General features: G+C 46.6%; 23 protein-coding genes and 1 tRNA gene. 11 read left to right on the top strand and 13 right to left on the bottom strand.

Going from position 1 to position 23,778, the window contains the following annotated elements:
• Positions 1 to 33: 33 nt before the first annotated feature.
• The 7 genes from ychF to EP181_RS01940 form a co-directional block, all read right to left on the bottom strand.
• Positions 34 to 1,125 (bottom strand): redox-regulated ATPase YchF, encoded by a 1,092-nt coding sequence (gene ychF, locus EP181_RS01965; RefSeq protein ID WP_127470164.1) that lies wholly within the window; start codon positions 1,123 to 1,125, stop codon positions 34 to 36.
• 110 nt (positions 1,126 to 1,235) lie between these two features.
• Positions 1,236 to 1,811: an aminoacyl-tRNA hydrolase gene (gene pth, locus EP181_RS01960; RefSeq protein ID WP_127470163.1), complete on the bottom strand. Its 576-nt coding sequence runs from the start codon at positions 1,809 to 1,811 to the stop codon at positions 1,236 to 1,238.
• 57 nt (positions 1,812 to 1,868) lie between these two features.
• Positions 1,869 to 2,459: a 50S ribosomal protein L25/general stress protein Ctc gene (locus EP181_RS01955; protein ID WP_127470162.1), complete on the bottom strand. Its 591-nt coding sequence runs from the start codon at positions 2,457 to 2,459 to the stop codon at positions 1,869 to 1,871.
• Positions 2,460 to 2,748: 289 nt separating this feature from the next.
• Positions 2,749 to 3,687, bottom strand: a complete 939-nt coding sequence (locus tag EP181_RS01950; RefSeq protein WP_127470161.1) for a ribose-phosphate pyrophosphokinase — start codon at positions 3,685 to 3,687, stop codon at positions 2,749 to 2,751.
• A 70-nt stretch (positions 3,688 to 3,757) separates the two neighbouring features.
• A tRNA-Gln gene (locus EP181_RS01945) sits at positions 3,758 to 3,832 on the bottom strand.
• A gap of 123 nt (positions 3,833 to 3,955) precedes the next feature.
• A complete protein-coding gene (locus EP181_RS11860) occupies positions 3,956 to 4,108 on the bottom strand; it encodes a hypothetical protein (RefSeq protein ID WP_172959663.1) in 153 nt (50 codons plus the stop codon).
• 8 nt (positions 4,109 to 4,116) lie between these two features.
• Positions 4,117 to 5,982, bottom strand: coding sequence for a tetratricopeptide repeat protein (locus tag EP181_RS01940; RefSeq protein ID WP_127470160.1), 1,866 nt, complete (start codon positions 5,980 to 5,982; stop codon positions 4,117 to 4,119).
• A 481-nt stretch (positions 5,983 to 6,463) separates the two neighbouring features.
• Here EP181_RS01940 and EP181_RS12775 point away from each other — a divergent pair, with 481 nt between their 5' ends.
• From EP181_RS12775 to EP181_RS01920, 5 genes are all read left to right on the top strand, one after another.
• Entirely contained in the window at positions 6,464 to 6,697 is a 234-nt protein-coding gene (locus EP181_RS12775) for a hypothetical protein (protein WP_338064738.1), read from the top strand.
• A gap of 23 nt (positions 6,698 to 6,720) precedes the next feature.
• Entirely contained in the window at positions 6,721 to 7,725 is a 1,005-nt protein-coding gene (hemA, locus tag EP181_RS01935; protein WP_338064737.1) for a glutamyl-tRNA reductase, read from the top strand.
• A 115-nt stretch (positions 7,726 to 7,840) separates the two neighbouring features.
• Entirely contained in the window at positions 7,841 to 8,932 is a 1,092-nt protein-coding gene (prfA, locus tag EP181_RS01930) for a peptide chain release factor 1 (RefSeq protein ID WP_127470159.1), read from the top strand.
• 62 nt (positions 8,933 to 8,994) lie between these two features.
• Positions 8,995 to 9,900: a peptide chain release factor N(5)-glutamine methyltransferase gene (gene prmC, locus EP181_RS01925; protein ID WP_127470158.1), complete on the top strand. Its 906-nt coding sequence runs from the start codon at positions 8,995 to 8,997 to the stop codon at positions 9,898 to 9,900.
• A 60-nt stretch (positions 9,901 to 9,960) separates the two neighbouring features.
• A complete protein-coding gene (locus tag EP181_RS01920) occupies positions 9,961 to 10,722 on the top strand; it encodes a HesA/MoeB/ThiF family protein (RefSeq protein ID WP_127470157.1) in 762 nt (253 codons plus the stop codon).
• Positions 10,723 to 10,761: 39 nt separating this feature from the next.
• Here the strand turns inward: EP181_RS01920 and EP181_RS01915 are convergent, their stop codons facing one another.
• The 4 genes from EP181_RS01915 to EP181_RS01900 form a co-directional block, all read right to left on the bottom strand.
• Positions 10,762 to 11,517, bottom strand: a complete 756-nt coding sequence (locus EP181_RS01915) for an OmpA/MotB family protein (RefSeq protein WP_127470156.1) — start codon at positions 11,515 to 11,517, stop codon at positions 10,762 to 10,764.
• Between the two features lies 1 nt (position 11,518).
• On the bottom strand, positions 11,519 to 12,361 hold the full coding sequence (locus EP181_RS01910) for a motility-associated protein (RefSeq protein ID WP_127470155.1): 843 nt from the start codon (positions 12,359 to 12,361) through the stop codon (positions 11,519 to 11,521).
• A 162-nt stretch (positions 12,362 to 12,523) separates the two neighbouring features.
• Positions 12,524 to 14,818, bottom strand: coding sequence for a DNA topoisomerase IV subunit A (gene parC / locus EP181_RS01905; protein WP_127470154.1), 2,295 nt, complete (start codon positions 14,816 to 14,818; stop codon positions 12,524 to 12,526).
• 90 nt (positions 14,819 to 14,908) lie between these two features.
• On the bottom strand, positions 14,909 to 15,265 hold the full coding sequence (locus tag EP181_RS01900; protein WP_172959662.1) for a heavy-metal-associated domain-containing protein: 357 nt from the start codon (positions 15,263 to 15,265) through the stop codon (positions 14,909 to 14,911).
• A 200-nt stretch (positions 15,266 to 15,465) separates the two neighbouring features.
• On the opposite strand from EP181_RS01900, the gene EP181_RS01895 reads away from it, so the two are divergent.
• The 3 genes from EP181_RS01895 to EP181_RS01885 all read left to right on the top strand — a co-directional run bounded on the left by EP181_RS01895 (position 15,466) and on the right by EP181_RS01885 (position 17,862).
• Positions 15,466 to 16,974, top strand: coding sequence for a protein adenylyltransferase SelO (locus tag EP181_RS01895; protein WP_127470152.1), 1,509 nt, complete (start codon positions 15,466 to 15,468; stop codon positions 16,972 to 16,974).
• Between the two features lie 103 nt (positions 16,975 to 17,077).
• Positions 17,078 to 17,434 carry a PilZ domain-containing protein gene (locus EP181_RS01890; protein ID WP_127470151.1) on the top strand — a complete coding sequence of 119 codons (357 nt, stop codon included), beginning with the start codon at positions 17,078 to 17,080 and terminating at the stop codon, positions 17,432 to 17,434.
• An 86-nt stretch (positions 17,435 to 17,520) separates the two neighbouring features.
• Positions 17,521 to 17,862, top strand: a complete 342-nt coding sequence (locus tag EP181_RS01885; RefSeq protein ID WP_127470150.1) for a PilZ domain-containing protein — start codon at positions 17,521 to 17,523, stop codon at positions 17,860 to 17,862.
• A 49-nt stretch (positions 17,863 to 17,911) separates the two neighbouring features.
• Here EP181_RS01885 and EP181_RS01880 read toward each other — a convergent pair whose 3' ends face one another.
• Complete coding sequence (locus EP181_RS01880) at positions 17,912 to 18,370, bottom strand: response regulator transcription factor (RefSeq protein ID WP_127470149.1); 459 nt, start codon at positions 18,368 to 18,370, stop codon at positions 17,912 to 17,914.
• Positions 18,370 to 18,594, bottom strand: a complete 225-nt coding sequence (locus EP181_RS01875) for a response regulator transcription factor (protein ID WP_127470148.1) — start codon at positions 18,592 to 18,594, stop codon at positions 18,370 to 18,372. Before EP181_RS01875 ends, EP181_RS01880 begins: the two co-directional genes overlap by 1 nt.
• Before the next feature lie 15 nt (positions 18,595 to 18,609).
• Here EP181_RS01875 and EP181_RS01870 point away from each other — a divergent pair, with 15 nt between their 5' ends.
• From EP181_RS01870 to EP181_RS01860, 3 genes are all read left to right on the top strand, one after another.
• Complete coding sequence (locus EP181_RS01870; RefSeq protein ID WP_127470147.1) at positions 18,610 to 20,544, top strand: sensor histidine kinase; 1,935 nt, start codon at positions 18,610 to 18,612, stop codon at positions 20,542 to 20,544.
• Between the two features lie 631 nt (positions 20,545 to 21,175).
• Positions 21,176 to 22,198, top strand: coding sequence for a PAS domain-containing protein (locus EP181_RS01865; RefSeq protein WP_127470146.1), 1,023 nt, complete (start codon positions 21,176 to 21,178; stop codon positions 22,196 to 22,198).
• A gap of 29 nt (positions 22,199 to 22,227) precedes the next feature.
• Positions 22,228 to 23,601 (top strand): methyl-accepting chemotaxis protein, encoded by a 1,374-nt coding sequence (locus tag EP181_RS01860; protein ID WP_127470145.1) that lies wholly within the window; start codon positions 22,228 to 22,230, stop codon positions 23,599 to 23,601.
• Positions 23,602 to 23,778 lie beyond the last annotated feature (177 nt).

The following is a 23,778-nucleotide window of genomic DNA, read 5'->3' as shown; positions in this document are numbered from 1 at the left end:
AATATCTTTTATTGAACGTTTTAGCGTTAACGGTTAAACGTTAAATCTAAAGTGCATCACATCGCCATCTTGCACAATGTACTCTTTGCCTTCTAGACGTTGTTTACCGGCGGCCTTGGCACCGGTATCGCCTTTAAATTGAATATAGTCTGGGTAAGCCGTTACTTCGGCTCGAATAAAACCACGTTCAAAATCGGTGTGAATAACACCGGCGGCTTGCGGTGCCGTTGCGCCTTTTTTAACCGTCCAGGCGCGCACTTCTTTTACGCCAGCAGTAAAATAGGTTTGCAGTCCTAATAAATCGTATGCCGCACGAATAACACGGTTTAAACCAGGCTCTTCTTGTCCCATTTCTTGCAAAAATTCGGCTTTATCTTCTGGCTCAAGTTCAGCAATTTCGGCTTCAATGGCCGCACAAATGGCGACTACAACAGCGCCCTGCTCTTCGGCCAATTGCGTAACGGCATCAAGCATGGGATTGTTTTTAAAACCATCTTCATTGACATTGGCAATGTACATCATGGGCTTGATAGTCAACAAATGTAAATCGCTTAATTCTTTACGTTCGTCATCGGTTAAATCGACCAAGCGCACTAAAATACCTTTCTCAACGGCCGCAAGGGTCTTTTCAAGTACGGCTAAACGTGCGGAGGCTTCTTTATCACCGCTTTTGGCAATACGCTGAACTTTCTGAATGGCTTTTTCAAGCGATTCCATGTCGGCCAACGAGAGTTCCATGTTGATGATTTCGATGTCTGAAAGTGGATCCACTTTGCCGGCCACGTGCACAATGTCGTCGTTTTCAAAACAGCGTACAACTTGGACAATGGCGTCGGTTTCACGAATATTGGCTAAAAATTTATTGCCTAACCCTTCGCCTTTTGACGCGCCTTCTACTAGGCCTGCTATGTCCATAAAATCGACAGTAGCCGATAAAATGCGCTCGGGCTTAACAATCTCAGCCAATGCCGTTTCACGAGGATCGGGCACGGCCACCACGCCCACGTTGGGTTCTATGGTGCAAAACGGATAGTTGGCCGATTCAATTCCTGCATTGGTTAATGCATTAAATAAAGTGGACTTGCCAACGTTGGGTAAGCCTACAATACCGCATTTAATGGCCATTGAATTTCTCCTTAAGAACGTCGTAAAAAGTTTACTAATATGGGCTCAAGCAACAAAGCTAAGCAATGCGGTTACTTGTGTAACCGCTGTAAACCGTTATAAAATTTTATTTAAACGGCCGTGTGTAATTGATTCATTGCCTTAGGCAGTTCGCCGCGCAGCAGTTCGGGCACTATTTTGGTGGCGCGATAAATGGCTTCGTCAATAAGTTCGCGCTCGGATTTAGCCGGCGCTTTTAGCACATAGTCCACCACTTGATCACGATGTCCGGGATGTCCGATGCCTAAGCGCAAACGCAAAAAATCTCCACCCATAGTGGCGATAGTATCGCGTAAACCATTGTGTCCACCGTGCCCACCGCCCACTTTAAGTTTGGCTACGCCCGGGGCTAAATCCAATTCATCGTGTACGACTAAAATATCTTGTACCGGTACTTTGTAAAAGTGTGCGAGAGCATTAATAGCTTGGCCGCTGCGATTCATAAAAGTGGCGGGTTTTAGCAGCCACACGTCTAATCCATTAGATTGAACACGCGCAGCCAAACCTGAAAATTTGGGTTCTGGACGAAATACAACACCGTATTGGCGCGCTACTTCGTCCACAAACCAAAAACCGGCGTTATGTCGAGTCTGTTCATATTTTTCGCCTGGGTTTCCCAGACCAACAATGATTTGAACAGATGACATACGCCGGCTCTTAATATAAATGACTATTGACCAGGCCTGGTCAATAGTACATTCATCTTACTTACGTTTTGGCTTGCTAACACTAACAACCGATTGGTCGTAGTCTGCATTGCCATGCGAAAGGGCTGTAATGCTTACGCCTTCAGGCAGAACCAAGTCAGACAAACGCATGCTTGCGCCTTCTTCTAGGCTTGAAACGTCAATTTCAATGGCTGACGGTAGGTTTTTAGCCAAACACGTTACTTCAACAGTAGATTGAAGGAATGACATCAAGCCACCTTTTTTAACCCCAGGAGCAACTGCTTTACCAACAAATTTAAGTGGAACTTTCTTCACTAATTTGTTGTCTGCACCAGCGCGCTGTAAGTCAATGTGTGCAACCATTCCAGTTGCTGGATGACGTTGAATGTCTTTAACAACGCACATTTCTTCTGCACCACCGGTAACGCTTACAGTTAACACAGTGTTAAAAACTTCGGCTTTTTCTAGCGCGTGTTTAATAAAGTTACCGTCTAAAGTAACCGATACCGCGTCTTTGTTTGCACCGTAAATAATGGCAGGTACTTTACCTGTATTACGAAGGCGGCGGCTCGCACCTTTCCCTTCTTCTGCTGCTGTACGGATTTCAGCTGTCCAAGCTTGGCTCATTTTATTTCTCCAAATAAGGATAATTTTAGACGTATTCTTAGCACGCTGTGCCTCTCAATATGAAGGGCTTTATAAAATTATCAATCAATAAATCTCATGTTTTGCGACCAAACACGAGTAAAGCGGGGATTATACTCAAAACAAAGTGCTTTACCAGCTTTTTTGGTGCTTTTCATAAAGCAATCAAGCACTTCGTGATTAACTTAAATTTGCTTATGTAACTCTTTATCATGGCGTAAAAACAAAAAACGCCCACAAGGGGCGTTAGTATTGCGTTAACAGCTTGTTATTAATGTTGCATTAACGCAGTTACCGACTCTTCTTGATGCACTCGGCGAATAGTTTCACCTAAAATATTGGCAATGGAAACTCGACGAATTTTCTCACATGCAATCGACTCTACCGTAGCCGGAATACTGTCTGTCACCACCAACTCTTTTAATACCGAGTTTCTAATGTTTTCAACCGCTGGGCCTGATAATACCGCGTGTACAACATAGGCCGAAACGCTTTTTGCACCACGCTCCATCAACGCCGAAGCGGCTTTGCATAACGTACCCGCAGTATCAACCATGTCGTCGATGATGATGCAATCGCGCCCTTCTATATCGCCAATGATGTTCATGACTTGCGCCACGTTGGCTTTAGGACGACGTTTGTCAATAATAGCCATATCGGCATCGACGGCCTTAGCCACCGCACGCGCTCGTACCACGCCACCCATGTCGGGAGAAACAATCGTTACATTGGCTAAATCACAATTACGCTGCATGTCTTCGACCAATAAAGGCGAACCGTAAATATTGTCAACAGGAATGTCAAAAAAGCCTTGAATTTGATCAGAGTGCAAATCTACCGTAATCACACGATGCGCACCGGCCACAGTAATCATGTCGGCGGTTAAGCGTGCGGTAATAGGCACGCGCGCAGAGTGCGGGCGTCTGTCTTGACGAGCAAAACCATAATATGGCACTACTGCAGTAATTCGGGCGGCCGAGGCACGTTTAAGTGCATCAATCATCACCAGCATTTCCATTAAATTAACCGCGGGTTCTGGTGTACAGGTAGGTTGTAAAACATAGACATCTTGACCACGAACAGATTCTTTAATCTCTACCATGATTTCGCCATCACTAAAACGACCAACGTCGGCTTTTCCAAGTGGTATATCTAAATACTGGGATATCTTTTCTGCAAGACTGACGTTTGCGTTTCCCGCAAATATCATGACATTTTGCTAGCCATTTAAGGCGCTCCTGTTCGAGGATAAAAATGATGTGGGGAATTCGGAAGGATATTGGCTGGGCTGGAAGGATTCGAACCTTCGGTACACTGGATCAAAACCAGATGCCTTACCGCTTGGCTACAGCCCAATATAATATCTGTGTCGTTGAAGACAGGAGCGTATTATCCATTTATTTATTTTAAGTTCAAGTAAAAATTGGCACTTTATTTAAATTATTTGAATTTTACGCCCTTCAACAAAATGAAACGCGCTAAGGCGCACGCTGTAATTGCTCTATAAGACCTTGAAGCTGAAGATTATTTAAAAACTGTTTATGATGTTTTTCCCATACTGCTTTGGCGTTAGCGGGCTGATTATCACGCCACAGAGCCTTAATCAAATGCATCAAGACTTCCTCATCCACTTGCACTTCTAGGGCTTTTTGTAAAAACAAAACCGCATGGGTGTAATTTTTTGCTGGTAGTACAACCAACCCATGCTGTCTAGCACGTAATAATTGTCAGGGGCTAACTTTAGCGCCTGACTTAACAAGCCTTCAGCCTCATCAAGTTTGATGTTTTGTTCGGCGTAAAAGTATCCTAAAGCGTTTAAGGCCTCGACATTATTAGGGCGCAGTGCAATGACTTGAGATAAATTAGCCTCGTACTCATTAAACTTTTTATCGTTATAAAACAACACAGCTTGCGCCAACAATACGTCGACATGATTGGGTTCTATTGCTAACACCGCTTGGTAAAAATCGATGGCCTCGCGATATTTTTTTACATAAGTATGAAAAATTGCTTTTGCACGCAACACTTTTATTTGATCCTGCGGCGCATCTGCAACAATTTGCTCAAGAACGGTTAAGGCTTTTTCAACGCCTTGCTGTGCAAAATAAATCTCAGCAATGTGCAACTGCGCGTCCACGTAATAATTTGAGGTATCTACTTGTTTAAATGCAGCTAACGCGGCATCAAACTGTTTTTGCGCTTGGTACAACACCCCCAAATAATAAGCACCAACCATTTGATAACTGTCGGTTTGTGACACTATTTGTAAATGCAGCTCGGCTTCTTTATACGCTTTACGTTCCATGTAAAGCAGTGCCAAAGATAAGCGTGAAGTGACCGCATCGGGATTGGTTTCTAATATGCTTTGATAACGCTTCTCGGCCGATTCAAAGCGCTCTGCCTTAACTTCTAACCGTGCATAGCGTTCTTGCAATAACCAATCGTGTGGATTGTCGTGAACCGCGGTGGCTAACGCATCTAAACCGGTTTGTGCAGAAGGCAGTTGCAAATACAGTTTGGCAAGCAATTGATTTACCGAATCATTGGCTTCTTTAAGCTCTTTAACTTGGCTACTTTGATTAAACTCGGTTGCTTCAGCGCCCGTTAGTTCTTTTGGCTCAACGTCATTGGCCTCGGCTGTTTTATCGTTAGCCTCTTTGTCATCAACCACCGTAAATTCTTTGGGTTGCTGAGCCAACGATAAAGATATTAATTCACGTGCTTTTTCTAACGATCCAATGGCGTGAGCCACCTCGTTGTAAGCACTTGCTACTGTTCCCAATGCGTAATAGGCCGACCACTCACTCGGGTATTCAGTCGCCAAGTTCGCAAAAAATGCTAACCCGGTTTTGGCGGGTGTCGATGCGGCGACTCGTTGGGCCGAACCAATTAAATCTTGCGCTAACCCATCTGTCGACAACGAATGGTAACGTTGCCATTGTTCAATGGCCAACGGCAGGTTTTCATACCGCAAGGCAATTAAAAAAGACGCCCGCCACACCAGTGCTTCTTGCGGTGCTAACTCACGCCAAAGCTGGGTAGATTGTTCGATACTTTGAGCGTTAAAAGTTTGCAGCGACAACTGAAAAGCCCGCTGCGCTAGTTGAGCGTCTTGATTTTCTTGAGCCAGCTCAAACATAATTTGGTACGCCTGACTCAGCGCACCTTTTTGCACTAACATCTCGGCTGCCATCACCTTAAACATGGTTTGCGCGCTCATTTGAGCCGCAGGCGCTGTGGGTTGTAAGGGTTTAGAAAAAACCGGCTCAGGCATCTTCGCCGGAGTCACCTCTATGGCCGATTTTTCTTGCGATGCAAGGTTAGAGCACCCTGTAAGGCTGGTAATTGCGGTAAGCGATGTGGCCAATGTAAACGTCAACGCTAAAGCACCAACGCCTTTAAATCGTGCGAGCGGCTTAACCGAAATTTTGCGCGGAATACTGACCGACTTAAGACTTTTTGTATACTTCGGTGTGTAGCCTTGTTTGTACCCTAATAACAACACAGCTTATCCTTTAAACGTGTAGTGCGATGGAAGATATTAAAACCCTTTGACCAGGCCTGGTAAAACTCATAAACAATCACTCATAAACAATTACTCATAAACAATTACTCATAAACAATTACTCATAAACAATTAAAACCTTTGCGAGTGGAGTGTGAGGTGCGATGAAAAAACGAGATATTTTTTACCGTACCTTGACTCGTGCAAAGGTCTCAACAATGCCTCTTTTGTATTAACCCTTGCGTTTGCCTAACTGTACCGAGAGATTATAGGCGAATTGTGTGATATTTTTTCTCGCCAACACCCCTAGCCAACCCCTTAACCTTACTACCTCAAGAGGCGTATTGGGATAAAACTTGCAATTAGTGTGATAATTTAGCAGAATTATGCCTCTTTGGCTGCAGATTACACTCTGTTTACGTTGGTTTTTAACGCTGTTATTACACACAGTTTGTTAACATTAGGTTGCTGTTATCGCACTATGAAACTATATACCCTAGGGGTTAACCATGAAACAGCGCCGATTGACGTCCGCGAAACCATCTCGTTTTCGCCCGAAACCGCGCTGCGTGCGGCGCTTGAGCTTAAAGAAAAGTCTTTGATTTCAGAGTGTATCATTTTATCCACTTGCAACCGAACAGAAATTTACTGCCGATTAAAAAACGACCACCAACCCGACGACATGGTGGCCTGGCTGCATCAATTTTTTACCTAAGCCCCAACAGTGTCACCCCCTACTTGTATATTCATCAAGATTTAGCGGCGGTAAAACACATTATGCGCGTTGCCAGCGGGCTTAATTCGCTGGTGTTGGGTGAACCGCAAATATTTGGTCAAATAAAAGAAGCCTACAACGCCGCGCACAAAGCCGACAGCATTCATCAAACGCTCGAAAATCTATTTCAACACATTTTTAAAACGGTAAAGCAAGTACGAACCGATACCGCCATTGGCTCAAGCCCGGTGTCGGTGGCGTTTTCGGCGGTTACGCTGTCTAAGCAATTTTTTGGCGATTTATCGCAACAAACGGCGCTGTTACTGGGCGCCGGCGAAACCATTGAGCTGGTGGCACGTCATTTAAAAGAGAGTCACATTGGCAAAATTATTATTGCCAACCGCACCTTAGAGCGCGCTCACAAACTGGCCGAAACCGTTGGCGGCTATGCCATCGAACTGCACGAAATTGAGCACCACCTCCACGAAGCCGACATTGTGATTGGCTCAACGGGCAGCCCACAAGCCATTTTAAAAAAATCGCACGTTGTGCCTGCGTTAAAAAAACGCAAAAACCGCCCTATTTTTATGGTTGATATTGCTGTGCCACGCGACATCGAAGCGAGTGTGGGCGAGCTTGAAAACGTCTATTTATACACCGTGGACGATTTGCAAGCGATTATTCAGACCAACAAACAATCACGCCAAACCGCCGCCTTGGCCGCCGAAGAAATCATTGAAGTGCAAGCGGCTAATTTCATGGGGCAATTGCACGCCATCTCACACGTTAACCCTCTTATTCAGCACTTTAGACAACAATCGTGTGACATCAAAGACGACTTGCTTAAACAAGCATTGCATCACTTAGAGCTAGGTGGCAACCCCGAAGACATTATTAAACGCCTGGCCAACCAGCTTACCAATAAGCTGATTCACACACCCACCGCCACCCTGCACAAAGCCGGGCTAGAAGGCAACACGCCGCTCATCGAATCGGCTCAAAAACTTTTAATATACCCAACGCATTAGCGAACAAAACTCAAAAACAAACGCTAAAACAACTTGACCAGGCCTGGTCAATGTTTTTATCCCCACTTAAACACCGCAAATTGTTCATAAAAAATTTTATTAAATTGAGAACCCAGTGAAAAACTCCATTCGCTCCAAACTAGAACATCTGGTCGAACGCCTTGACGAAGTGGGCGCGTTAATTTCGCAACCCGACGCCACGCACGACCAAAAAAAGTTTACCGCACTGTCAAAAGAACACGCGCAATTGTCGCCGGTGGTCGCCAGCTTTAACGCCTTTGTGGCGGCCGAAGCCGATTTAACCGAAGCCAAAGAGATGATTGCCTCGGGCGACCGCGATTTAAAAGAGATGGCGCAAGAAGAACTCCCCAGCATTGAAAAACAGTTAACCAAACTCGAAACCGAGTTGCAAACCATGCTGCTGCCCACCGACCCCAACGACCAAGCCAACATCTTTTTAGAAGTGCGCGCCGGCACCGGTGGCGACGAAGCGGCGATTTTTGCAGGCGACCTGTTTAAAATGTACAGCCGCTTTGCCGAAAAAATGCGCTGGCAGGTTGAGGTCATCAACACCAGCGACGGCGAACACGGTGGCTACAAAGAAATTATTGCCCGCATTATTGGCGAAGGCGCGTATTCGCGCTTAAAGTTTGAATCGGGTGCACACCGCGTGCAACGCGTACCCGCCACCGAAACCCAAGGGCGCGTTCATACCTCGGCGGCCACCGTGGTGATTATGGCCGAACCACCGGACGTTGAAAAAATTGACCTAAACCCGGCGGATTTAAAAGTCGATACCTTTCGCGCTTCGGGTGCGGGTGGTCAGCACGTTAACAAAACCGATTCGGCCATTCGCATTACCCACTTGCCCACCGGCACGGTGGTGGAGTGCCAAGACGAACGCTCGCAACACAAAAACCGCGCACGCGCCATGATGTTGTTGGCCGCGCGCATTAACGACGCCAAACAACAAGCGCATCAAAACGAAATCGCCAAAGAGCGTAAAAGTTTGGTGGGCAGTGGCGACCGCTCTGAACGCATTCGCACCTACAACTACCCGCAAGGCCGCATTACCGACCACCGTATTAACTTAACGTTGTACAAAATTGACGAGATTATGAACGGCGGACTCGACCAAGTGATTAACCCGCTCAACCAAGAGTACCAAGCCGAGCAATTGGCCACCTTGGCGCAATCCGAAAACTAACCAAGCTAATAAAGTCAACCAAGCCAACAAAACTAACCAGAGTAAAAACGGTCAAACAACGCATGAACGCACACCCTGCAAACACGGTCACCACCCTACAAAGCCTGCTTGACCATGCCTGCTCAACCCTGATTTTGGCCGGCCAAACCGACTCACCTAAACTCGACGCGCACCTGCTGCTGGCACACGTTTTGCAGGTGTCGCGCACCCACTTAATCACCTGGTCAGACCAACCGCTGTTGCCACAACAAATTGAGTATTTTAACCAACTCTTCTCGCAACGTGTGCTGGGTCACCCCATTGCCCATTTAACGGGTGAGCGCGAATTTTGGGGGTTAACCCTTAAGGTCACCGCCGACACGTTAATTCCGCGTCCCGACAGCGAAACCTTAATAGAAGCCGTGCTTGAGCGTATGCCACCCAAGCACATTAACACCGCCGACCTGACATTTTTAGACCTAGGTTGTGGCACGGGCGCGTTGGCGCTGGCATTGCAAACCCTCTACCCAAACGCCCGGGTGTTTGCGGTTGACATGAGTCATGCTGCACTGGCCGTGGCGCAACACAACGCCGCCACACACCAACTGCCGGTACAATTTTTACACAGCAATTGGTTGAGTGCGTTTAGTAGCGCTGCGTTACCAGAGTTGGCCTTGCGGCAATTTGATTGCATCGTTTCTAACCCGCCTTACATTGAAGCGGATGATGCGCATTTAACCCAAGGCGACGTGCGCTTTGAGCCATTAAGAGCCTTGGTGGCAGGGCAAGACGGTTTAGACGACATTAAAATTATTATTAACCAGGCCTGGTCGCATTTAAAACCGCAAGGCCATCTGCTAATAGAACACGGATACAACCAAGCCGATGCGGTGGCGGCGTTACTGCACGCACGCGGTTATGCGGCGGTGACGCTTTACCACGACTTGGGTCAACAACCGCGCATTACCGCAGCGTTAAAACCCAGTTAAATTCACTGCGGTCTTTGACCAGGCCTGGTCAAAGACCGCTTTACATTTGGAGTGTTTTACATGACCGATCACACAAAAACCGAACTCAACGACGCCGAACTGTCGCGTTACAGTCGGCAAATTTTACTGCCCCAAATCGACTACGCCGGCCAACTTACCCTAGCGCAATCGCACGCGGTCATTTTTGGCTTAGGCGGCTTAGGCTCGCCCGTGGCGCTGTATTTAGCCGCCGCCGGCGTAGGTCATTTAACCCTGGTCGATTTTGACGTGGTAGACGACTCCAATTTACAACGCCAAATTGTGCACCGTGAAGCCAATATTGGTCAGGCCAAAGTCGATTCGGCCAAAGCCAATTTAACTCAACTTAATCACCATATCACCATAGACACCGTCGCCCAAACCTTAACCGAAGCGCAGGTGCTCGATTTGGTAAAACAGGCCGATGTGGTGCTGGATTGCACCGACAATTTTGCCGCCCGTTTTGCGCTTAACCGCGCGTGCTTTGCCGCCAAAGTACCTTTGGTGTCGGGTGCGGCGATTCGGTGGGAAGGTCAATTAAGCACCTACGATTTTAGACAAGCAAACGGCCCTTGCTACCAGTGTTTGTACAGTGAGGCAAGTAATGGCGAACTGAGCTGTTCACAAAGCGGTGTATTGTCGCCCGTTGTGGGCATGGTGGGCAGTATGCAAGCCATCGAAGCGGTTAAAGCCCTGCTCAACTTGCCGACGTTGCACGGCAAACTTATGATAATAGACGCCTACACCCTGCACATTCGCACCCTAAACCTAAAACCCGACCCCGCATGCGGCGTGTGTTCTTAAGCTGTTTAGCGTGTAAAAGGTCGTGTGTAAAAACTAGAGTTATTGTGTTTGACCAGGCCTGGTCAAAGAAGGGTTAAGATTTATTGTCGCTTTTTGAGCATTGGCTGAAGGCGTGCGTTTATCAATTTCAATCACCACCCGACGGTTTAAAGACCGGCCGTAGGCGGTTTCATTGGGTGCGACCTCTTCGTTGTCGGCTTTGCCCTGAATGGCAATCAGGTTTTTATCCACTCCCAAATCGACAAACACTCGTGCCACCATAGCCGCACGCGCGGCCGAAAGTTCCCAGTTAGATGGAAACTGAAAGTTGCTAATGGGCAAATTGTCGGTAAAACCGGTAATAATCATGACCTGTCCACGACCGCTTAGGGTTTCGCCCAAAGTCTCTAATTGTTCACGGGTTTTATCGCTGATGGTGGCACGGCCACTTTCAAAAAAGCTGTCCGAGCGCAAGGTAATCTTGGTAAAGTCAACGCCGTCTTCAATATCAATGTCTTTGGGATTAGTGCCTTTAAACGCCTCTTCAATCTCTTTAGCAGACGCGGGCGGTTTTAAATCAAGCTGAACAATTTCGGTTTGCGGTGGCAATAATTTGTCGTCTTGAATTTCGGCTCCTATGGGCGGTTTGCCGGCCAAACTGTTTACAAAGGCTTCGCGCTCTTTGGGGTCAACCACCGCCATGAGCCACATCACCAAAAAAAACACCATCAAGACGGTCATTAAATCGGCCAGCGCAATTTTCCATGAGCCGCCGTGCGCACCGCCTTCGTCGTGCCCGCCGCCGCGCCGTGACATGTTAAACCGACTCCTCGCGCGGCACTTCAAACTCGGGTGGAATACGCTGACGACCAATCTCAACTGCTAAGTTGGGCGACACGCCATTGGCGTAAGCGGCCATAAAAGCAGCCGACATTTCAAACAATGAACGATCTTGCCGAATCATCACCTCAATGGCGTGCACAAAAGGCGCTAACACCGCAAAGGCAAAAAACACACCGGTGAGCGTGCCCACCAGGGCCGCGCCAATGGCCGTACCAATCTTGGCCACGTCCATGTCACCCCCCAATAACTCCATGGTTAATATCACCCCCAACACGGCGGCGACAATCCCAAAGCCAGGCAACCAATCCGCCACCTTGCCCACCGAGCGGGGCACTTCCATCATTGAGTTGTAAATGTCGTGAATTTGGTCTTCTAAATGGTGCTCAAAGTTTTGACTTTGCGGCGGGTTAAGCAGTAAATACGAGAAGTTATCAACAATAAACTTTTTTAAATCTTTGTGTTTAAGCACCCGAGTGTAGTGCATAAAAATGGGGCTGCTTTCGGGACTCACCAAATGTTTTTCAAGCGCCAAAACACCGGCCGAACGCGACAAGCGCGCCAACTCTTCTAGCAACCCCAAGGTGTCGGCATACAACTTTTTTGAGACTCGCTCACCAGCAAAATAACGCCCTAAAAAATCAAGGGTTCGCATCCACACATAGGTGGGGGTCGAGGCCAAAAACGTTCCTAACGCAATGCCCAATATCACCACCAATTCGGACGGATGCCATAACGACATTAAATTGCCGCCCATGAGCATAAAGCCACCAAAAAAGCTGACGGTGATTAATAGAATTCCTAACGGTTTTGCAAACATAGCGCATCACTTTTGTTTATAGGTTTTACAGACCGTGCCAAGAAATTGACCCATAATGGAATGAATGAGCATTTATACACACCCAGGTCTGCTGTTGCTGTAGTTAAGCAACTGTTATACCAACTACAACAGCCACTTTTAGCACAACGCACAAAACATTCATTAATCAACCAGGCCTGGTGAACTGTCTTTGTCCTCTTTTAACTCTTTAACATCCTTAAGCGGCTGGGTGTCCAACACCTTTACATGCGTGACATTTTTAAGCGTTCTTGGCAACACAACACCCTTTTTAGCGCGACTGGCCATGGCTTCTTCAATGGCGCTGGTGCTAAATATTTTTTCGTAACCGTCGGCACACAACAACAATTTAGAACCGGGCGCAAAGGCAAACACCGCATTTAATTTGGCTGTTTTGGGCAACAGCATGAGTTTATTGCCCTTGCCTTTGCTTAACATGGGCAACTCGGTTGCGTTAAACACCAACATTCTAGGCTCGTCACTGACCACCACAATCCAATCGCCCTCTTTTACTGTGGCAGGCGTTAACACGGTCGCATCGTCAGTTAAACTTAAAATTGTTTTTCCGGCCTTATTTTTAGAAAACAAACTTTCTAACGGCGTCACAAAACCATATCCAGCGCTGCTTGCCATTAACACAAGATCACTGGGCTGCCCCATTAATACCTGGGTAAATTGTGCGCCCGGCGGCGGGCTTAAACGTCCGGTTAGCGGCTCACCATGACTGCGTGCCGACGGCAAGCTGTGCGCGGGCAAGGCGTACGCGCGTCCGGTAGAGTCTAAAAATACTGTCATCTGTCTACTTTGGCCGCAGGCCTGGGCACAAAAATCGTCGCCGGCTTTGTAGCTCATGGTTTTGCCGTCCATGTCTAACCCACGAGCCGCGCGCACCCAGCCATTGGCCGACAACACCACGGTCACCGCTTCGGAGGGCAATAAATCTTGCTCGCTCATGGCCTGCGCGGCACGCCCTTCTATTAACGGCGATTTGCGCTCGTCGCCATAGTCTTGCGCGTCTTGCAGCAGCTCTTTTTTAACCAAGGTTTTTAGACGGGTTTCGCTGCCCAAGGTAAGCTCTAAGCGTTTACGCTCGGCTTCTAATTCGGCCTGTTCGGTGCGAATTTTCATCTCTTCTAAACGCGCAAGGTGGCGCAACTTTAATTCCAACACCGCCTCGGCTTGAATATCGCTTAACCCAAAACGCGCCATAAGCGCGGGTTTGGGTTTGTCTTCTTCTCTAATAATGGCAATGACTTCGTCAATGTTTAAAAACGCAATCAACATCCCGTCCAAAATATGCAACCGCGCCAGCACTTTGTCTAACCGATATTGCAAGCGACGGCGCACGGTTTCAACTCGGTACACCAACCATTCGCTTAGCATGGTGTGCAAATTTTTAACCTGCGGCCGACCGTTTAAACCAATGACGTTAAAGTTGGCGCGATAGCTTTTTTCTAAATCGGTGGTGGCAAACAGATGCAACATGGCGGTTTCAACGTCCACCCGGCGCGAGCGCAGCTCAATCACCAAGCGCACGGCGTTTTCGTGATCGGATTCATCGCGTAAATCGACCACCATCGGCAATTTTTTGGCGCGCATTTGGCCGGCAATTTGCTCAAGTAATTTAGACCCAGACACCTGATACGGCAAGGCATTAATCACCACGTTTACGCCGTCTTCAACGGTAAAATGGGCGCGCTGTCGAATCGAGCCGTGACCGGTTTCGTACAATTTAAGCAAATCGGCTTTGGGGGTAATAATGTGCGCGGTGTTGGGGTAATCGGGTGCGGGAATAATCTCAACCAACTCGCTTAGGCTCAGTTTTGGGTTGTCCAATAGCGCCACACAACCGTTAACCACTTCGCGTAAATTGTGTGGCGGAATGTCGGTGGCCATACCCACCGCAATCCCCGACGTGCCGTTAAGCAATACGTGTGGCACGCGTGCGGGCAACACCAAAGGCTCGTCTAACGAGCCGTCAAAGTTGGGCGTCCAATCCACCGTGCCCAAGTCGGCTTCTTCGAGTAATAATTGGCTAAATTTAGACAAGCGTGCTTCGGTGTAACGCATCGCCGCAAACGATTTAGGATCGTCCATGGACCCCCAGTTGCCTTGGCCGTCCACCAACGGATAGCGAAACGAAAAATCTTGCGCCATCAACACCATCGCCTCGTAACACGCGCTGTCACCGTGCGGGTGAAATTTACCCAGCACATCGCCGACAGTACGCGCCGACTTTTTGTGTTTAGAGGTCGATTTAAGCCCCAGCTCGGACATGGCGTAAATAATGCGGCGTTGCACCGGTTTTAAACCGTCACCAATGTGCGGCAAGGCGCGATCCAAAATAACGTACATGGCGTAATCTAAATACGCTTTTTCGGCAAATTCGGCCACACTGCGCTGTTCGATGCCTTCGTAATTAATCGTTTGCTGGCTCATGCTGGGTTCCTTAATGTACGATTTTTGAGCGTTTTGGACGCGATTGCTTTATTGCGTTGCTTTATTGCGTTGCTTTATCACGTTGATGTATCACGTTGGTTTATCACCCGGACTTATTTTGCCCAACGCGCACGACACATACGATTTGGCTTTAGCCCCCACCGCCAACATTCCGTCCAACGTGCCTTCGGGGGGATAGCCCAGCGCGGTCAACTGTTGCAACACGTGTTGCAATGTCAGCGCCATACCCTCGTCCGAATCGCCGCTTAAGCTAAACTGCACGGCATGGGCGGTGGGTTCAACACTCACGTCACTTACGTTGGGCAATGCACTCAGCTTTTTTACAATATGACTGGCACAACCGCCGCATTTTAGATTTTCGACTAACACCTCGACCACCTTGTGATGGGTAAAAACCTGCGTTGATAATGTGTTTTGTGTTGTCATTTTTGTGCCCTTTGCGCCGTTCACCAGCGTAAAAAATAAGGTCACTAATTTACCACACTCGCCCCTGCTTTTAAGTAACTTTATAAGCCAAAGCGCGCTCATCAATGGGTTGATTGGAAGACGTTATTTTTAACCCTTTACTGAGTTTTGCAGTAAACTGACGAACTATTTTTAAGAATCTTAAGCCACCCAAACTGCCCATGACTCAATTTTATAACGCCTATTTAAACCTGCCCAATCACTTTTACCGCGCGGTAAAACCCCAGCCTATGCTTGAGGCCGATTTAGTGCACTGCAATCAACCCTTAGCGCACCAACTGGGGCTAAACTTTAGCGCGCAACAATGGCTTGACATCACCTGCGGCGTGGCGTTTCCTGATGGCTGGACACCCATTGCACAAAAATACACCGGCCATCAATTTGGGTATTACAACCCACAATTAGGTGACGGGCGTGGCGTGTTGTTGGGGCAAGTAAACGATGCACATGACCAGGCCTGGGACGTGCATTTAAAAGGTTCTGGACAAACACCGTTTTCAAGACAGGGTGACGGTCGCGCCGTGTTACGTTCGGCGGTTAGAGAATATTTAATTGGCGAAGCCTTGCACGCTTTGGGCGTGCCTACCACGCGTTGCTTGGCACTGTGCCACGGCCTTGAAAACGTGCGCCGTGATGGATTAGAGCCGCGCGCCACGTATTTGCGCGTGGCAAAAACCCATATACGTTTTGGGCATTTTGAATGGCTGGCGCAACAAAACGACGTAGTGTCATTTAAAGCGTTGGCCAATTACGTCATTCAAACCGTTTACCCAGACCTAGCCACCTTACCCGAGCCTGAACGCTATGCGCAGTTGCTTAACACCATTGTTAGTCGCACCGCCCAAATGATTGCCTTATGGCAAAAGGTGGGGTTTTGCCATGGTGTTATGAACACCGACAACATGTCTGTGGCGGGTGAAACCTTTGACTTTGGCCCCTACGCATTTTTAGACGACTGCCAACTGCATTATGTGTGCAATCACTCAGATACCCAAGGACGCTACGCTTACAGCCAGCAACCCAGTATGGGGCTGTGGAACTGCCAAGTGCTTATTAGCGCGTTTGCGCATGTTATTAGCGAAGCCGATGCCCAGCACGCCGCCGAACTGTACATTAACACTTATAATCAAGCCTATTTAAGTGGGCTATGCGCCAAACTTGGCCTGGCCAACTCATTGCCCCAAGACAAACATTTTGTAGCCGACACGTTAATCTTATTAGAACAATCGTCGTTAGATTTTCATGTATTTTTTAATAAATTAGTGTACTTTAACGTAGAACAAAGGCACTGCCAATCAAACCCATTTACCGAGTTTGTCGGCGACAGCCAGGCCTGGCAACAATGGGCAACGCGTTACCAAGCGCGCCTGGCGTTAGAGCATGCAAACCAAGAAGCTGCGCAGAATAATTTGTTACACACTGCGCTAAACCCTACTCAATTTGAAACACAACGAGTGGCGCTTATAAACACCAACACCCCGCAACTGGTGTTACGCAATTACATTGCCCAAGAAATCATTGAGGCCGCGCAACGTAAAGATTATGCCCCACTGACGCAATGGGTGCATGCACTGCGCGAGCCGTTTAGCGTGTGCGACGCCCTTAAAGCTTACAGCGCACCACCGTCACAAAAAGGCCAAAAAGGTTTGGCATTAAGCTGTTCGTCGTAGCATTTTTAACTTTTGTTTTAATTTTTGTTTTAACTTTTGTTTTATTATTTTATTTTGAGGTCTGTATGAGACCTTTTATTTAACGTCGCATAATGAGCTCACCATGACCAACACGTTTAATACGACAGTCAATCAACGATGCGAAAACCGCGTATCCATCAATCGTCCTGTGCAAATGCAAGCTGCAGCGCAACCGCTCAGCGCCAAAATGCTCGATCTTTCGTCTTGCGGTATGGGTGTGTTGTGCCCCAGTGCTTTGCCAGCCGGTCAATCGCTTAGCGTTTCATTTTCGCTGCCCGACTACGAACAAGAACACCCATTATGCTTACAGGGCGAAGTGGTTCACACCACCAAAACTCAAAACCTATATTTAATGGGCATTGTGTTTAATGAAATGACCGCGCATCAAGCCCTAATCATTAGGGGTTTTATGGGCTATCACCATCGGCTTGGCGCATAATGTCGCCTTTGCACGAATGGCTCTAAGGCCAAAAATGGTTAATCTCGTACACAGAGACCTTTAAAGGTCTCACACAAAGACTTAATATGGCTAAAATTACTCACGTTAAAACTCAGCGCCAAATTAAACTCATCGGTAAAAATGGCACCGCCATGGCAACTCTGGTTAGTTTGTCTAAACACGCCGTAGGGGTTAACAGTCCACGAAGTGCGCAAATAGGCACCGAGTTAGAACTCGAATTTGAAATTCCTGCATTTCAATACTTTACTACGCTCAATTTATTGGGCGTGGTCACGCATCGCCACAATACCGAACAAGGCGTGTACCTTACCATTGAGTTTGACAGCCCCAGCGTTCAAGTGCAAAAAAGTATTGAAGACTTTATAGACTACAAAACGCGTTTAAGCGAAATGGGCAAACGGTTTTAGCCAACACACCCGCATAATGGGTGCGCTGCGTTGCAAGGATTTTAGCGCTTCAATCCACCCAAGAATACCCAAGAGAATGCACCGTTTCTAACGGAAACTTGTCAGGGCACACCTGCCCGGCTTTTTTACGTAAGCGATAAAGCATCGAATCCATGCGTCGGTAGTCATACGTGTCATCTTCAATTTCTAGTGCTTCTAATAACTCTTTTTTGTTGACGATTTTTCCTGGCTGGCTCATCAAAATGCCTAAAATACGTTTTTCTCGGCTCGACAGCATAATAGAGCGTTGGTTTGGGCAATAGAGTTGTTTAAAATCAAGTCGCCAACCTTCTGATTGAGCGCCATAAACTGGCATATTGACAGGATTTTGTTGTTGTAAATGCTGTTGTAAATGGTTTTTTAAAACCACCACCAGTTCATCCAAGTTTACGGGTTTGGCAAAATAGTGATTTACCCCAGCTTCATAGCCTTCAATTCGGTTAGGGGTTTGCCCCAAGGCGCTAAGCACTATAATGGAACCTGCGTGTAAAGCACGTAAACTTTTAGGTGTTGTACACTGTCGCCATCGGATACAAGGCGATCTAATAACAATACCCCAAACGTCTGGTTTTTAAGATATTCGTGGGTTTGTGCAAGGGTTTGCACCCAGGTAATGCAATAACCCCGTTTTTGCAGAAAATACTGAATTTGCTCAGCTAAATCGGGCTCATCTTCAAGAAATAAAATATTCATATTTAAGGTTAGCCCATGCTAAAAATCAAAAATGTTGTCATCCAGTTTATAGTGTGGAATTTTTTATGGATGTTAGTACCGTCGGCTTTAGCAAGTCAAGCCCATTGCCTGCAAAAAATAAACTTGGCTCACAATATGGAGGTTTGGATTGATGCGAATAAACACACTTCTTTTAGTGAGGCAACCAGGCAGGTTTTTAAACCAGCAAACGGTGATTTTTCGTTTGGAATGAGCCAAGCCGCTATTTGGATTAAGCTACAATTGCAACCGCCGCAAGCCTGTGTAAGTCCTGACCAGGCCTGGTTATTACGCTTTAATGCACCGTATCACGACACCATTGATGCGTATTGGCAAGAAGATGATGGACAGCTAACCCATTGGCAAGGTGGCGATCAATCTGCGCATCACTCTCAATCCGTTAGTCAACGTTTGCCCACCATTGCCATCCCACTTAACCCTCAAAAAGCTCGCACCGTTTACGTGCGTTTAACCTCACAAAATACCTTAAACGCCTCAATGGATTTAATTGCTAAAGACGAGTTTGAGCGCCATGAGCTCACCATATTGCTGGCATCTTCTTTAATAGCCGCACTCATATTTATAGCCTTGTGCATGGCGTTAATCAATGCTGTAATTTTTAAAGAATGGTCGTTCTTGTATTACGCAGGATTTACCACCACCATCACGGTGGTCATGACCATTGTGCATGGCTGGTCCAATGTGTTGTGGCCAATGCATTTAAGCGATGCCTTTATAACCCTAGCACAAGGCTGGACAATGGTGTTTTTTGTGTTGGTCAGTAATGCATTATTAAAAATACGCCAGCATATTAAATACGTGTACTACACCCAAATTACACTGGCCATTTTGGCCGCAATATGGTCGGTCATCGCCGTTTCTTTAGAGCAATACCGCTGGTCAATACCCATTTCGCATTTTTTGGGTTCAATGATTATGCTAAGTTTGGTCATAACCGCTGTGTGGATAAGAAAACGTGAACCAATGGCTAACGTGTATATCGTGGCCTTTGTGCTCACGATAATGGCGTTAATGACACGGTTAAGCATGTTACACGGCCTACTTCCGGTTAATTTTTGGACAGAAAACAGCGTAATTTTTGCGTTAATTTTACCCGTTCTGTTGTTTTTGATGGGATTGATGGTACAAACGTTTCAAGAAAAACAACTGCGTCGGTGTTTTGAAATTCAGGCACGACAGTTGCAAGAAGAAGTTAAAAAACGCACTACATTCATGAATCTTTTGTCGCATGAGTTAATGAATCCACTGGCCATAATGGATGTAACAGTACGCAACATGCAGGAAGACTTGCCTGCCAGTCATACCCAGCAGCAATCGCAACTGCAAAAACAAAGTAAAGCCATCCAACGCATGCGGCAAATCGTGGACGTGTGTCTTTCTAAAGAACACTGTGCAACGCATCAAAATCAAACCACGTTTTTGGTGGTTGATTTTTGGCGTATGGTGCAATCACAGTTTAATGAGCAAGGTGATGCACAGCGTGTAAATTGGCACAATCGCACTACCGACATAGCCAGCACCAGTTCCATCACCCATCAAACAACCACTTTCGCAAACCCCAATTACACCAACGCCACGATTAAAGGCCCTATTGAGCCTTTGATTATGGCGGTACAACTTATTGTGCAAAATGCACTAAAGTATTCGGCGTGCGAATGCCATATTACTTTAGAGTGTTTTCAAAATACCGCCGTCATTGAAGTGCGTGATTGGGGCATCGGATTTGATCCCGCATTGTTGTCACCAAAACCCTTTGAACGGGGTCAAAATGTGATGCACTTACAAGGCCTGGGTCTGGGCTTAACGGTAGCTAAAGATTTAATTGACGGTGCTGACGGCTCTCTTAAAATAGAACCCCAAAAAGACGGCACGTTAATAAAACTTAACATCCCCGTTTCTTGGCCTACCTAAAACAACGCTTTTTAGAGGCCTCTGCTGGCCCGTATAGCCTGTCGGATTAAAGCCAATAATTCACGCCCGCAGAGGTCTCACTTAATTAAATTTTCTTAAACGTCAGAAAGCGTCAGAAAAAACCATTTCCGCTTCTGCTAATATCCAATACGTAATGACTGGATATCTTTGCAAGCCTCCGCTCACAACACCGCCCATGCTTAATGTTGACTTTGCTTAACGCAATCTGTTGTTTAAAGCATGTTTTAGCCTAATGCAGGGGCATTTACGATTTTTTAACATCACAAAAAAACGGTTGGCTGGCCAATAAACACGCTATTTTTTAAATGCGTTTTTAGCGCACCTTAAAACATTAACAGACATTAAATATACAAATCGTATACAAAAACAGTGCAAAATTAATGCAATTTCAACCTGTTAGACTCTTTTACATTTAAGTAAGCCAGGCAACTTGACGTATTAAAATTGGCTGTTAAGATGATTTAAAATAAAAAACTATACAAAAATACTGTACAAATTATGCGGTTATTAATACAGCTTAAAGTTCACAAACACCCTCAAAGTACACTAAAAAGCTCTTAAAGACATGTTTGCGTGTGATTAAGCCCAGTTTTAATTAAAGGAATTTACTATGCGCGATAACGGACACGTCACTCAAAAAGCTTATATTATTCCGCCAGGTTCGACCATTGTGTCGCGCACCGATTTGCGCGGCAGTATTGTGGCCGCCAACGAATCGTTTATTGAAGCCAGTGGCTACGAATGGCGCGAACTGGTAGGCCAACCACATAATATTTTGCGCCATCCCGACGTACCCGAAGCGGTGTTTAAAGATTTTTGGCAAACCTTAGAAAGCGGCAAACCGTGGTCGCAAGTGGTTAAAAACCGCCGCAAAAATGGTGACCATTACTGGGTAGTCGCCAACGCCACACCCATTTTTGAAAATGGCGCCATGGCTGGTTTCATGTCGACTCGCGTCGCGGCCACCGCGCAACAAATTGCCCAAGCCGAAAAAGTCTATGTGGCCATTAGCCAAGGCAAATTAAGCCTTAAAAATGGTGAAATTGCCCAAGCAACCAATCGATTCAATCTTTTTAACAACGTTGACTTAAACATAATCATCTCTATCAGCGCCCTATTAATATTGGCCAGTGCAGTGCTTCCCTCACTATTTCCCAGCGTGTTCAACATAATCCCCTCCTTGGTGATAGACGCCATTGACGTGGGATTGGTGACACTTATTTTAGTAAGTCTTTATAAACATAACCAACATTTATCATTGCTGTCGAGCCATATAACCAACATTTCGGAAGGCAAGTTTAACAACAATATTAACGCCGTAGGCAACACCTTAACCGCCAAAATTATGGGTCGTTTAAAATGCATGCAAATTAAACTAGGCGCCGACTTAGACGATGTAACGGCTGCACTTAACAACGCTAAACGCATCCAAAGTGCACTCGATGCCGCTTCGTCGAGCGTTATGGTGATTGACCGATTTCGCAGTATTATTTTTGTTAACCACTCATTACAAACCTTATTTACTCGCATAACTCCCCAGCTACAAAGTGCGGTACCCAGCTTTAATCCCGAGTCGATCGTACGCCAAAACATAGAATTATTTAACCTGCCTAATCAAGCGTTTGATTTTTAGACAACTTAAGCAGCACCCATAAAACCCGCATGCAATTTGGCCAAGCTACCTTAGATTTAATTATTGACCCCATTATGGCCAACGACGGTACGCGCATTGGTACGGTTATAGAGTGGAAAGACATGACCGCGCAGTTGGCCGTTGAAGCCAATATTGAGGACATTGTGGCGCAAGCCTCGTTAGGCGTGCTGACTGGGCGCATTAACACTGAGCAATTGCACGGCTTTGAAGAAACATTATCCAACTCCATCAACCAGTTGTTAAGCAACACAGAACAGACCAATCATAAACTCAGTCAAATGTTGTTGCTCATGAGCCAAGGTGATTTGACTCAACGACTAGAAGGTCAATACCAAGGCCAATTACTGGCCATGCAATCGTCGGCTAATACTGCCATGAGCAACATAGAAGAAACATTGGGACACATTAAACACAGCGCACAAACAGTTAACACCATGTCGAGCGAAATTGCTTTTGCAACCGATGACTTAGCCCAACGTACTCAACAACAAGCGGCTTCACTAGAAGAAACCGCCGCCAGCATGGAAGAAATAACCGCGACGGTACAACACTCAAACGAGCACACCGACAAAGCCAACCGTTTGGCGCACACCGCCGCGGTTGAAGCCGAAGAAGGTATTGCGGTGATGAATCAAACTTTAAACGCCATGACAGACATTAGTCAGTCGAGTCAAAAAATTGGTGAAATCACCAGCGTTATTAACAGCATCGCCTTTCAAACCAACCTACTGGCGCTTAACGCCGCGGTAGAAGCCGCACGCGCGGGTGAGCATGGCCGTGGTTTTGCGGTCGTAGCATCAGAAGTTCGCAGTTTAGCTCAAAAATCGGCCGACGCAGCAAAAGACATTTCAATCTTAATCTCAGCCACCACCAACCAAATCAATCAAGGAACCGACTTGGTACAAAAAACCAATACGGTGTTTGAAGGCATGGTCGAAAAAATAAAACAAGTAGAAACCTTAATGGAAGATGTGTCTACCAGCACCACCGAACAGTCAAAAGGTATTTCGCAAATTAACATTGCGGTTAACCAACTTGATGAAATGACACAGCAAAATGCGGCGTTGGTTGAACAATTATCGGCCACTACTGCAAACATGAACACGCTAACCCAAGAGCAATCTAATTTAGTAGCGCATTTTAAATTGGGCGCACACGCTCAAAGTGCGGCAACACCGTCTAAAGCATCGGCATCGGCACAATCGGCTCATAAATCAATGCCGGCAAAATCTGTGCCTGCCAAAGCCAAAACCGCACATGCAACACCCCCAGTAAGCGTAAAGCCAGCGGTTAGCATGCCACGTGCTCAAACAAAGAGTGCAATCAGCGTACAACCATCCGTAAAAAATAATGCCAACGCCAATGAATGGAGTGAGTTTTAACGCGTTTTAAACAGTTTTAAACAGTTTTAAACCTATTAGGCCTGGTAGGTTTAAATTTACTGCAAACAATACGCGCAGATGCCGTGTCGTAGCACGGCATGACGGAAATTGTGGCACGGCATGTCGTATAAAACAAAGTAACCAGGCCTGGTCAACCCAAAAAAAAGCCCCATCAAG

The sequence above is a fragment of the Thiomicrorhabdus aquaedulcis genome (assembly GCF_004001325.1).
Lineage (GTDB): Bacteria > Pseudomonadota > Gammaproteobacteria > Thiomicrospirales > Thiomicrospiraceae > Thiomicrorhabdus > Thiomicrorhabdus aquaedulcis.
The sequence above is the reverse complement of the archived record's forward strand: the minus strand, read 5'-3'. Positions and strand labels throughout refer to the sequence as shown.

Bases quoted from the DNA above. Each gene is read 5' to 3' on its own strand.
- EP181_RS01870 (WP_127470147.1), top strand. From the start codon at position 18,610: ATGCTAAAAATCAAAAATGTTGTCATCCAGTTTATAGTGTGGAATTTT.
- pth (WP_127470163.1), bottom strand. From the start codon at position 1,811: ATGTCATCTGTTCAAATCATTGTTGGTCTGGGAAACCCAGGCGAAAAA.
- EP181_RS01955 (WP_127470162.1), bottom strand. From the start codon at position 2,459: ATGAGCCAAGCTTGGACAGCTGAAATCCGTACAGCAGCAGAAGAAGGG.
- EP181_RS12775 (WP_338064738.1), top strand. From the start codon at position 6,464: ATGAAACTATATACCCTAGGGGTTAACCATGAAACAGCGCCGATTGAC.
- EP181_RS01895 (WP_127470152.1), top strand. From the start codon at position 15,466: ATGACTCAATTTTATAACGCCTATTTAAACCTGCCCAATCACTTTTAC.
- EP181_RS01910 (WP_127470155.1), bottom strand. From the start codon at position 12,361: ATGTTTGCAAAACCGTTAGGAATTCTATTAATCACCGTCAGCTTTTTT.
- EP181_RS01920 (WP_127470157.1), top strand. From the start codon at position 9,961: ATGACCGATCACACAAAAACCGAACTCAACGACGCCGAACTGTCGCGT.
- EP181_RS01900 (WP_172959662.1), bottom strand. From the start codon at position 15,265: ATGACAACACAAAACACATTATCAACGCAGGTTTTTACCCATCACAAG.
- EP181_RS01865 (WP_127470146.1), top strand. From the start codon at position 21,176: ATGCGCGATAACGGACACGTCACTCAAAAAGCTTATATTATTCCGCCA.
- parC (WP_127470154.1), bottom strand. From the start codon at position 14,818: ATGAGCCAGCAAACGATTAATTACGAAGGCATCGAACAGCGCAGTGTG.
- EP181_RS01875 (WP_127470148.1), bottom strand. From the start codon at position 18,594: ATGAATATTTTATTTCTTGAAGATGAGCCCGATTTAGCTGAGCAAATT.
- ychF (WP_127470164.1), bottom strand. From the start codon at position 1,125: ATGGCCATTAAATGCGGTATTGTAGGCTTACCCAACGTTGGCAAGTCC.
- EP181_RS01860 (WP_127470145.1), top strand. From the start codon at position 22,228: ATGCAATTTGGCCAAGCTACCTTAGATTTAATTATTGACCCCATTATG.
- prmC (WP_127470158.1), top strand. From the start codon at position 8,995: ATGAACGCACACCCTGCAAACACGGTCACCACCCTACAAAGCCTGCTT.
- EP181_RS01915 (WP_127470156.1), bottom strand. From the start codon at position 11,517: ATGTCACGGCGCGGCGGCGGGCACGACGAAGGCGGTGCGCACGGCGGC.
- EP181_RS01885 (WP_127470150.1), top strand. From the start codon at position 17,521: ATGGCTAAAATTACTCACGTTAAAACTCAGCGCCAAATTAAACTCATC.
- EP181_RS01950 (WP_127470161.1), bottom strand. From the start codon at position 3,687: ATGATATTTGCGGGAAACGCAAACGTCAGTCTTGCAGAAAAGATATCC.
- EP181_RS01890 (WP_127470151.1), top strand. From the start codon at position 17,078: ATGACCAACACGTTTAATACGACAGTCAATCAACGATGCGAAAACCGC.